The organism is Phenylobacterium sp. (assembly GCF_016793285.1).
In the GTDB taxonomy this organism is placed as follows: domain Bacteria; phylum Pseudomonadota; class Alphaproteobacteria; order Caulobacterales; family Caulobacteraceae; genus Phenylobacterium.
Genome location: NZ_JAEUMO010000179.1, coordinates 1 through 9041, shown reverse-complemented (window position 1 = coordinate 9041; position 9041 = coordinate 1). Strand labels below are relative to the sequence as shown.

At 69.8% G+C, this 9041-nt stretch carries 12 protein-coding genes; 7 read left to right on the top strand and 5 right to left on the bottom strand.

The annotated features are described in order from the left end of the window. On the bottom strand, positions 1 to 257 hold a 257-nt coding region (locus tag JNL41_RS15780; RefSeq protein ID WP_293476568.1), incomplete at its 3' end, for a glutathione S-transferase N-terminal domain-containing protein. 116 nt (positions 258 to 373) lie between these two features. On the opposite strand from JNL41_RS15780, the gene JNL41_RS15775 reads away from it, so the two are divergent. Together JNL41_RS15775 and JNL41_RS15770 are read left to right on the top strand one after the other, a co-directional pair. Then, the gene (locus tag JNL41_RS15775) at positions 374 to 724 is read left to right on the top strand and encodes a DUF2200 domain-containing protein (RefSeq protein ID WP_293476566.1); all 351 of its coding nucleotides are present in this window, start codon (positions 374 to 376) and stop codon (positions 722 to 724) included. Beyond that, positions 721 to 1137, top strand: a complete 417-nt coding sequence (locus JNL41_RS15770) for a VOC family protein (protein ID WP_293476564.1) — start codon at positions 721 to 723, stop codon at positions 1135 to 1137. Before JNL41_RS15775 ends, JNL41_RS15770 begins: the two co-directional genes overlap by 4 nt. Before the next feature lie 13 nt (positions 1138 to 1150). Here JNL41_RS15770 and JNL41_RS15765 read toward each other — a convergent pair whose 3' ends face one another. Together JNL41_RS15765 and JNL41_RS15760 are read right to left on the bottom strand one after the other, a co-directional pair. After that, positions 1151 to 2338, bottom strand: a complete 1188-nt coding sequence (locus tag JNL41_RS15765; protein WP_293476562.1) for a CoA transferase — start codon at positions 2336 to 2338, stop codon at positions 1151 to 1153. Between the two features lie 133 nt (positions 2339 to 2471). Continuing rightward, positions 2472 to 3134 (bottom strand): glutathione S-transferase family protein, encoded by a 663-nt coding sequence (locus JNL41_RS15760; protein WP_293476560.1) that lies wholly within the window; start codon positions 3132 to 3134, stop codon positions 2472 to 2474. A 145-nt stretch (positions 3135 to 3279) separates the two neighbouring features. On the opposite strand from JNL41_RS15760, the gene JNL41_RS15755 reads away from it, so the two are divergent. The 5 genes from JNL41_RS15755 to JNL41_RS15735 are packed head-to-tail and all read left to right on the top strand — an operon-like array spanning position 3280 to position 7877. Beyond that, a complete protein-coding gene (locus JNL41_RS15755; RefSeq protein WP_293476558.1) occupies positions 3280 to 3714 on the top strand; it encodes an HIT family protein in 435 nt (144 codons plus the stop codon). A 17-nt stretch (positions 3715 to 3731) separates the two neighbouring features. Then, positions 3732 to 4928, top strand: coding sequence for an LptF/LptG family permease (locus JNL41_RS15750; protein ID WP_293476556.1), 1197 nt, complete (start codon positions 3732 to 3734; stop codon positions 4926 to 4928). Next, positions 4925 to 5983 (top strand): LptF/LptG family permease, encoded by a 1059-nt coding sequence (locus tag JNL41_RS15745; protein WP_293476554.1) that lies wholly within the window; start codon positions 4925 to 4927, stop codon positions 5981 to 5983. The genes JNL41_RS15750 and JNL41_RS15745 overlap by 4 nt, the downstream gene beginning before the upstream one ends. Beyond that, positions 5980 to 7125 (top strand): dATP pyrophosphohydrolase, encoded by a 1146-nt coding sequence (locus JNL41_RS15740; RefSeq protein WP_293476552.1) that lies wholly within the window; start codon positions 5980 to 5982, stop codon positions 7123 to 7125. Before JNL41_RS15745 ends, JNL41_RS15740 begins: the two co-directional genes overlap by 4 nt. Then, entirely contained in the window at positions 7122 to 7877 is a 756-nt protein-coding gene (locus JNL41_RS15735; RefSeq protein ID WP_293476550.1) for a nucleotidyltransferase family protein, read from the top strand. Before JNL41_RS15740 ends, JNL41_RS15735 begins: the two co-directional genes overlap by 4 nt. A gap of 97 nt (positions 7878 to 7974) precedes the next feature. Here JNL41_RS15735 and JNL41_RS15730 read toward each other — a convergent pair whose 3' ends face one another. After that, complete coding sequence (locus JNL41_RS15730; RefSeq protein ID WP_293476548.1) at positions 7975 to 8715, bottom strand: phosphocholine cytidylyltransferase family protein; 741 nt, start codon at positions 8713 to 8715, stop codon at positions 7975 to 7977. Positions 8716 to 8866: 151 nt separating this feature from the next. Beyond that, a partial coding sequence (locus tag JNL41_RS15725; RefSeq protein ID WP_293476570.1) for an SWIB/MDM2 domain-containing protein occupies positions 8867 to 9041 on the bottom strand: 175 nt, incomplete at its 5' end.

Below are 9041 nucleotides of genomic sequence, written 5' to 3'. Positions count from 1 at the left end.
TCGTCGGGCGCGGGCGCCAGCGGCGTCGGGCCATAGCGTCCCATCAGGTACTCCATGATCGCAACGGACTCGATCATCACCACGTCGCCGTCCTCGATCGCCGGGATGTAGTTGGCCGGATTCACCGCCAGGAACGCCGGATCCTGGACCGGGGCCAGCATGTCGACCTGCCGCACGCGATACGGCAGGCCCATCTCTTCCAGCACCCACACCACCCGGATGGATCGCGAGGTCTGCCCGCCCCAGACGGTGATCATGGCTCCGATCCTCCTTGCACGCCGAACCGCTTGCATATCGAAATCGGATGAAGGCGCCAAGACGGACGCCGGAGCATGCTACGATCCCTGGCGCGCCGAGCCGAACGGACCCGACCTTGCCGACGAAACACCGCATCTTCACGACCAGCTTCGCGAGCGTTTACCCGCACTACGTCGCCAAGGCGGAGCGGAAGGGTCGCACGAAGGCCGAGGTCGACGAGATCGTCCGCTGGCTGACCGGCTTCACCCAGGCCGAGTTGGAGGCGCAGATCGCCAGGAAGTCGGACTTCGAGACCTTCTTTGCCGAGGCGCGGCCGAACCCGGCGCGCCACGCGATCACCGGCGTCGTCTGCGGCGTGCGGGTCGAGACGATCGAGGAGCCGCTGATGCGGGAGATCCGCACCCTCGACAAGCTCGTCGACGAGCTCGCCAAGGGCAAGGCGATGACGAAGATCCTGCGCGCATGAGCGAGCGCGGCGAGCGCGACACGGAGACCTCGCGGCCGGACCTGCGGGTCGAGCTGTTCGTCGCGGACGTGGCGCGTTCGACGGCCTTCTATCGCGACGTCCTGGGCTTCGCGGTGCTGCGCGCAGCGCCCGGCGGCTACACCTCGATCGGCCGCGACGGCGCAGTGCTGGGCCTGAACGCGGCGGCCCAGCTTCCCGAGAGCCACCCTGCCCGCCCGCGGCCGGGCCACCCGGTGGGGCTGGGCGTCGAGCTCGTGGTCGTGGTCGAGGACGTCGCGGCCCTGCACGCGCAGGCGTCCCAGCGGGCCGAGGTGTCGGCGCTGGTGGCGCAGCCATGGGGGCTGACCGACTTTCGGGTGAGCGATCCGGACGGCTACTACGTGCGGATCACGGGGCCGTCCGGCTCGCGGTGAGCATCGCTGGAAGCTACTCTGCCGCCAGCGCCTCGATCTCGGCGGCAGAGCAGCCGAACTCGGCCAGCAGCGCGCGGGTATGCTCGCCGATGCCGGGGGCCATGCGCGGCTGGAACTTGCTCTCGCCCTCGATCTGGAACGGACTGTCGACGGTCCGCAGCCAGTGACCCTCGAACTCGGGGAAAAGGCCGTTGGCCTCGATCTGGCCGTCGCTGAAGTGGTCGTAGATCGTGCCGACGATCCCGAAGGTGACGTCCCCGTCCGACAGCGCCTGGGCCCAGTGGGCGTAGGGTTGGGCGGCGAACAGCGCATCGAAGCGGCGGACCAGTTCGGGGCCGTTCATCAGCCGCGCTTCCGGCGTGGCGAAGAGCGGATCCTCCAGCCACTCGGCGTGGCCCACCGCCTTGGCCAGCAGCGGCCAGTCGCGTGCCGGGTTGGTGCTGGCGATGATGAAGTGGCGGCCGTCGGCGGTGGCGTAGATCTCGTTCAGCGCGCCGCGGGCGCCGCGCGGCGGGCGCTCCATGAGCTCGTAGCCGCAGAGCGCGGCCTGCACCTGGCAGCCGTTGGCCCAGAGTCCGTTCGCGAGCAGCGAGGTCGAGACCTCGGACCCCTCCCCGGTCATCTGGCGCTTGTAGAGGGCGGTGACGATGGCGCCGTACATGGCCATGGCGGTCGGGTGATCGCCCATGCCGGGCATGGAGACACCGTGCTCGGCCTGTGGATTGGCGCGGACCATGTCCATGAGGCCGGACCGCGCCCACCAGACGGTGGCGTCGAAGCCGGTGCGGTCGCGCTCGGGGCCGTGCTCGCCGTAGGGCGAGAGCGAAGCGTAGATCAGGCGCCTGTTGAGGTGCATCAGGTCCTGGGCGCGGATGCCCAGGCGCTCGCGGGCCGGGAACGGGGTGTTGGTGATGAAGACGTCGGCCTGCTTGACCAGCGTCTGCAGCACCGCCTGCGCCTCGGGCCGGCGCAGGTCGAGCGCGAGGCTCTCCTTGTTGCGGGAGTCGAGCGCCCAGAAGTAGTCGATGTCGTCGGGCGTGCCGCGCAGGCGGAAGAGGTTGCGGTAGGCGTCGCCGATGACCGGCGGCTCGACCTTGATGACGCGGGCGCCGTAGTCGCTGAGCACCGTGGCCGCGGCGGGGCCGGCGATGAAGCTCGCGCAATCGATGACCAGAAGGTCGCTGAACAGACCCTGCGACATGGCCGCCTCCTCCTGAATGGCGTGGCGGCCTTCGGCCGCTTCTCCGCGGGAGCATGACGCAGGATTGCCCGGGCGTCAGTCCAGACGGCTGCCGACGAGTCGTCTCCGGCCATGCCCGGCCTGCCGCTGCGGTCTAGTCCCGGTTCGGCGCGCCCAAGGGGAAGTAGGGGCGGAAGTAGCGGGCTTCATCGACGCAGCGGGCGAAGGACGGGCGCGCCAGCAGCCTGGCGCGGTAGGCGCGGACGTTCGGACAGGCCTCCGGGATCCGGTGGACCCAGTCGGCGTAGAACAGCGAGGACGACGCGGCCAGGTCGGCGAGGGTGTAGGCCTCGCCCGCGGCCCAGGCGCGGCCGTCGGCGAGGTGGTCCTCCAGCCACGCGTAGGCCCGGTCCAGCCGCTGGGCGGCGAGAGCCAGGCCGTCCTCGCTCTTCATCGGGATCTGACCGAGCTTGCTGGAGACGGCGACCTGCATGGCGTCCATCACGTGGATGTCGAAGAAGCGGTCCAGGAAGCGCACGTCCAGCGCCGCCATCGGGTCGTCCGGGATCAGGCGCACCGGGCCGGGATGCCTGAGCTGCAGATATTCGACGATGATGCTGGTTTCGACGACGTGGCGGTCGCCGTCGAGCAGCATGGGGAACTTGGCCAGCGGCCAACGGCGCAACCATTCGGCGGCGTTGTCAGGCGTGTCTGGGCCGATCTCGCGGAGCTCGAACGGGGTGTCGTTCTCGTAGAGGGCGATGAGCGCCTTCTGCGTGTAGGACGAGAACGGATGGCCGTAGAGCGCGAGCGACATCGGGAACCTCGGATTGGGGCTCCTATCCACTTGCATATTGCAATCGGTAAAGGCAAGCGCGGGATCGCCGTGGCCGTTCACGCTTTCACGCCGCGGACCGCGTCCCTATGATCGCGCTTCGCCGCCGCGCCGCCAGGAACCGCCCGTGACCAACGCCACCGCCCGCAAGTTCGGGCACCCGAACACCCTGGTCGCCGAGACCGAGTACTGGCTGGTGCTGGTGCGGCCGCAGCAGCCGACCTTCGGCGCGCTGGTGCTGGTCTGCAAGGAAGCTGCGACGGCGTTCTCGGACCTCTCGCCGGGCGCCTTCGCCGACCTGAAGACCGCCGTCGACGGCATCGAGGCGCTGCTTCGCCATACTGTCGCCTACGAACGTATCAACTACCTGATGCTGATGATGGTCGACCCCGACGTGCATTTCCACGTGCTGCCGCGGTATGCCGGCGAACGGACGCATGGCGGCCACACCTTCACGGATGCAGGCTGGCCGGGGCCGCCCGCCCTTGCGTCGCACGTCGCGCTGAGCGAGGAGGAAGCCTCCGCGCTGGCCGCCGACTTCGCCGCCCGCTGGCGCGCCTGAGTTTCCGAGGGTCCTTGTTGAGCCACGTCGACCGCTATCTGCTCCGGCTGGCCTTCTGGCCGATGGTGGGCGCGACCGGCGTCACCCTGCTGGCGCTGCTGCTGGAACGGACGCTGCGCCTGCTCGACTTGCTCTCGGCCTCCAGCGACCGGTTCGGTTTCGTCGCGCAGCTCGCGGTGAACCTCGTGCCGCACTACGTGGGCCTGACGCTGCCCGCGGCGTTCTTCCTGGCGCTGGTGATCGTCGTGAACCGGATGAACCAGGCCTCCGAGGTGGACGCGTTGCTGGCGGCGGGCGTCTCGCTGACGCGGCTGGCGGCGCCGTATCTCTGCCTGGCTGCGGCGCTGGCGGCCGTGAGCCTCGTGGTGTTCGGCTTCCTGCAACCCTACAGCCGCTACGCCTACCGCGCGGTGCTGCACACGGCGCAGAACGCCGGCTGGAACGGGCTGGTGCCGGCCGAGACCATCCTGTTGCCGTCGAAGGACCTGACGATGACGACGGACGCGGCCGACGCCGCGGGCCAGCAGCTCAGCCGCATCTTCATCCGCCGGATCACCGACAAGGGCCGCGAGGAGGTCACCACCGCCGGGATGGCCGAGGTGCGGCGCACCGCCGACGGCAAGAACGTCCAGCTCAAGCTGAAGAACGGCCAGCAACTGCGCTACAACGAACAGGGTCGGCCCGAACTCCTGAGCTTCAAGGACTTCACCATGCAGTTGCCGATCCAGGGGCCGGCGAAGCTGCTGCGCGCCCGCGGCGGCGACGAGCGCGAACTCACCCTGTTCGAGCTGGCGGACCAGGCCGAGAGCGGGAACACGGTGATCCCGAAGGCGACGCTGCTGGCCGAACTCTATGGACGCCTGGCGCGGGCCCTGGTGCTGCCGCTGCTGCCGCTGCTGGCCGTGCCGCTGGGGATGGCGGCGAAGCGCAGCGGGCGCGCTCCGGGGATCATCGTGGGGGGGCTGCTGCTGCTGGCCTTCTTCCACCTGGTGCAGTTGGGCCAGGGCCTGGCGGAGACCGGCCGCGTGCCGCCGGAGGTCGCGGTGGGGGCCCCGTTCTTCGGCTTCGCGGCCATCGCGTTCACGGTGTTCATCACCAGCCGCAAGCGGCCGGGCGAGACGCCGATCGGGCGGCTCACGGAGTTCATCGGCAGCCAGGTGGCCAAGGTGCGGCTGAAGCGCGCCGGCGCCGCGACCGGGGCGCCCGCGGCATGACGCTGCCCTCCTACCTGATGAAGCTGATGGGATCGCGGATCCTGGCGGCGCTGGCGGTGCTGGTCGGCATCCTGCAGATCCTCGACCTGCTCGACGTGACCACCGAGATCCTCGACCGCAAGCTGGGCGCGGCGGGCGTGGCCTACTACGCGTTGCTCAGGCTCCCGCGGCTGATCGAGCAGGCGGCGCCGCTGGCGGCGCTGGCGGGATCGCTCTTCACCTTCGCCAAGCTGGCGGGCGACAGCGCGGTGACGGCCATGCGTTCCACCGGCATCTCGGCCTATCGGGTGACGATGATGTCGATCCCGGCGGTGCTCGTGCTGGTGCTGGCGCAACTCGCCATCGGCATGGCGATCGCGCCGCGCACCGACTCCATCCTGTCGGAGTGGTGGCAGAAGAGCACGCCGAAGGACCCGACGAAGATCGTCGACCCCCTCACCTTCCGCGTCGGCGACGAGATCGTGGTGGCCGTGCCGCGCGATCCGGACGGCCGCAGCCTGGAGAAGGTGACCATCTATCGCCGCGATCAGACCGGACGGCTCGTGCAGAAGACCGACGCCCAGGCCGCAGTCTACGAGAACGACCGCTGGCGGCTGATCGAGCCGCGGTTCGAGACGCTGGGGACCGGCAGCATCTCCGAGGGCCAGGCCCGGTCGATGGACTGGAGCGAGAACCTGAAGCCCGGCGACATCCGCACGCTGGCGGCGGGCCAGACGACCGTGACGCCGGCCGAGGCCAGCCGCGCGCTGGCCGGCGGCCTGTCGGTAAGGCCCCGCACCTACTATGACACCCAGTTGCAGCGGTCGTGGGCCGCGCCGATCGCCTCGATCGTGATGCTGCTGCTGGCGGCGCCGGTGGCGATGGCGAACTTCCGCGGCGGCGGGGCGACGCTGCTGGTGCAGTGCCTCGCGGCGGGACTGCTCTTCATGGTCTTCGACGGGGCGTTTACGGCGCTGGGCGAGAACGGAGCGGCGCCGCCGATACTGGCGGCCTGGGCCGCACCCATGATGTTCGCCGCGTTCGGGCTGACCATGCTGCTCTACCAAGAGGGATGACGGCCTTGGGGGGCGGTGTCAGCATCGTGCCGGTGAGCTCGAAGGCCGAACTCGACCGGTTCATCCGCGTGCCGATGCGGCTCTCGGCGGGCGATCCCAACTACGTCGCGCCCCTGATGATCGAACGGCAGGAGTCGCTGACCGCCAAGGGCAACCCGTTCTTCGCCCACGCCGACGTGCAGTTCTGGCTGGCGGTGAAGGACGGCCGCGACGTGGGCCGCATCTCGGCGCAGATCGACCGCCTGAACCCGCAGACGAAGGACGGTGTCGGCCACTTCGGCATGATCGCCGCCGAGGACGACCCGACCGTGTTCGAGGCCCTGTTCGCCGCGGCCGAGGCGTGGCTGCGCGAGCGCGGTTGCCGGGCTGCGCTGGGGCCCGTGAACCTTTCGACCAACGAGGAGGTCGGCCTGCTCGTGGAGGGCCACGACACCCCGCCGATGTTCATGATGAGCCACGACGCGCGCTACGCGCCGGGGCGGATCGAGGGCGCGGGCTATTCGCGGGCCAAGGACATCTACGCCTACGTCTGCAGCGTGGCCGACGATCTGCCGGGGCCGATCCTGCGGAGGGTGCGCAAGGGCGCCGCGGACGGCGTCACCCTGCGCCAGCTCGACATGAAGCGGTTCGACGCCGAGGTGCGCACGCTGACGGGCATCCTGAACGACGCCTGGAGCGGCAACTGGGGCTTCACGCCCACCACCGAGGAAGAGACCCAGGCGCTGGCCAACACCCTGAAGCTGGTGCTCGACCCCAGGCTGACCTGGTTCGCCGAGATCGACGGCGAAGCGGCGGGCTTCATGGTGCTGCTGCCCAACATCAATGAGGCGATCCGTGACCTCCGCGGCAGGCTCTTCCCCTTCGGCTGGGCCACGCTGATCTGGCGGCTGAAGGTCAGGGGCGTGAAGACCGGGCGCGTCCCGCTGATGGGCGTGAAGCGGCGCTTCGCGACCACGATGCGCGGCCAGCTCCTGCCGTTCCAGCTCATCGACGCGGTAGCGCGCTCGGCGCGAAAGCTGGGCTATGAGCGCTATGAGCTCTCGTGGGTGCTGGAGGACAACACCGCCATGCGCCGGATCTGCGACGTGGGCGGCGCGAAAGTCTACAAGACCTACCGCCTGTACGAGAAGGCGCTCGCGTGAGCGGGTTTGCGGCCCTGATCCTGGCGGGGTCGCGGGCGGGCGCGGCGGACGCGGTCGCGGCGTATGGCGGGGTTTCGCACAAGGCGCTGATCCGGCTCGAGGGGCGGACGCTGCTGTCGCGGGTGGCCGTGGCGCTGCGCGACGCCGGCGCGGCGCGGATCTGCGTGGTGACGAGCCATCCGGACGTGCGGGTCGAGGCCGCCGTGCTGGGCGTCGAGGTGCGCGACGAGGAGGCCGGCCCCAGCTTGAGCGTGAAGGTGGCTGGCGAGCACCTGGGGACGCCGCTGCTGGTGACCACGGCCGACCACGCGCTGCTGGAGGGCGCGTGGGTGCGGCGCTTCGTGGACGACGTGCCGACCGAGGCCGACGTGGCGGCTCTGGTGGCGGCGCGGGCGACCGTCGAGGCCGCGGCGCCGGGAACCGAGCGGACCTGGATCAGGCTCGCCGACGGGCACTGGAGCGGCTGTAACCTCTTCTACCTGGCCAATGCGCGCGCGATGGGCGTGGTCGATCTCTGGCGACGCGTCGAGGCCGAGCGCAAGCGGCCCTGGCGGCAGGCGCGGATCCTGGGGATCGGCATGCTGGCGCGCTACGCCCTGGGCCGGCTGACGCTGAAGGACGCCGCGGCGCGTCTGGGGTCGCTGGCGGGCGTGAGGGCGGCGATCGTGGAGACGCCCTACGGGCTGGCCTCGGTGGACGTGGACAAGGCCGCGGACCTGGACCTGGTGCGGCGGATCGTAGGCGACATCTAAAGCACCGTGCCGAAGGGCGGCCGCCGGTTTCGGCGATAACGATGCGAAATCAAAAACCTAGCGCGCGCTTCCTGATTCCCGGATCGCGCAGCGCGCTCTAGGGCTTGTCCCAGCCCGCGCTGAGGCGGGTGAGGTTGTCGACGTCCTGGGGGAAGTCCATTTCGCCCCACTCCAGGCCCTCGATCGAGCAGACCCTCACGTCGACGCCTGCGCGGGCGAGTTCGTCGATGACCGAGAGATACCAGCGGCGCAGGCCCTCCGGGTGGCTCAGCACCTGCTCGACGCCCGCCCGGAACCTCGCGGCCCCTGCGGGCGAGAAGCGGAGGAATCCGATGCTCTCGGCGTCGTAGGCGGTGATGGTCTTCCCGATGGCCATCAGACGGCCCTGCTCGGTCAGCACCTTCATGTCGTCGGCGTCGTAGGCCGGTTTGCGGTCGATGGTGACGGTGATGTCGGCGACGGCCGCGGAGAGCAGCTTCTCGGCGATGCCCGGGCCGAACAGGGTGTCGCCGTTCAGGACCAGGACTTCGCGGTCGAATTCCTCACGCACGATCCAGCAGGACGCGGTGTTGTCGCTGACCGTGTAGAACGGGTTGAACTGCAGCCGCACCGGCATGGCCAGCCCGAGGCGGGCAACCTCGGCCTCGACCTGGTCGGCGCGGAAGCCGGTGACGATCACCGTCTCCTGCACGCCTGCGGCCTGCAGCCGCAGCAACTGCCAGGCGAGCAGGGTGCGCCCCGAGAGCTCGATGAGGCACTTGGGGCGGTCCTCGGTGAGCGGAAGCAGCCGCTTGCCCTGGCCGGCGGCGAGGATGATGGCGCGATTGGGAGGGGTCACGTGACGTCAGTCTCGAAAGGCCGGCTCTTATGGATGGCGCCTGTGGAAAAGAAAAGGGGGCCCCGAATGTGAAGAGACCCCGCAGGGCGAGCCGCCCGCGAGGTCTCTCCGATGACCTGTCGGCGCGCAACCCTGCGCACCGCCTCGCATCCTACTTCAGGTGGGCGGCCAGGTGCTTGTTCATCTCGAACATGCTGACCTTGTCCTTGCCGCCGAAGATCGGCTTCAGCTTGGCGTCGGCCAGGATCTCGCGCTTGTTCGCGGGATTCTGCAGGTTGTTCTTCTTGATGTAGTCCCAGATCTTCGAAACGGTTTCCCCGCGCGAA

What these genes read in the sequence shown, in the direction of transcription:
- JNL41_RS15770 (WP_293476564.1), top strand. Translation starts at nt 721, where the DNA reads ATGAGCGAGCGCGGCGAGCGCGACACGGAGACCTCGCGGCCGGACCTG.
- JNL41_RS15765 (WP_293476562.1), bottom strand. Translation starts at nt 2,338, where the DNA reads ATGTCGCAGGGTCTGTTCAGCGACCTTCTGGTCATCGATTGCGCGAGC.
- JNL41_RS15760 (WP_293476560.1), bottom strand. Translation starts at nt 3,134, where the DNA reads ATGTCGCTCGCGCTCTACGGCCATCCGTTCTCGTCCTACACGCAGAAG.
- JNL41_RS15745 (WP_293476554.1), top strand. Translation starts at nt 4,925, where the DNA reads ATGACGCTGCCCTCCTACCTGATGAAGCTGATGGGATCGCGGATCCTG.
- JNL41_RS15740 (WP_293476552.1), top strand. Translation starts at nt 5,980, where the DNA reads ATGACGGCCTTGGGGGGCGGTGTCAGCATCGTGCCGGTGAGCTCGAAG.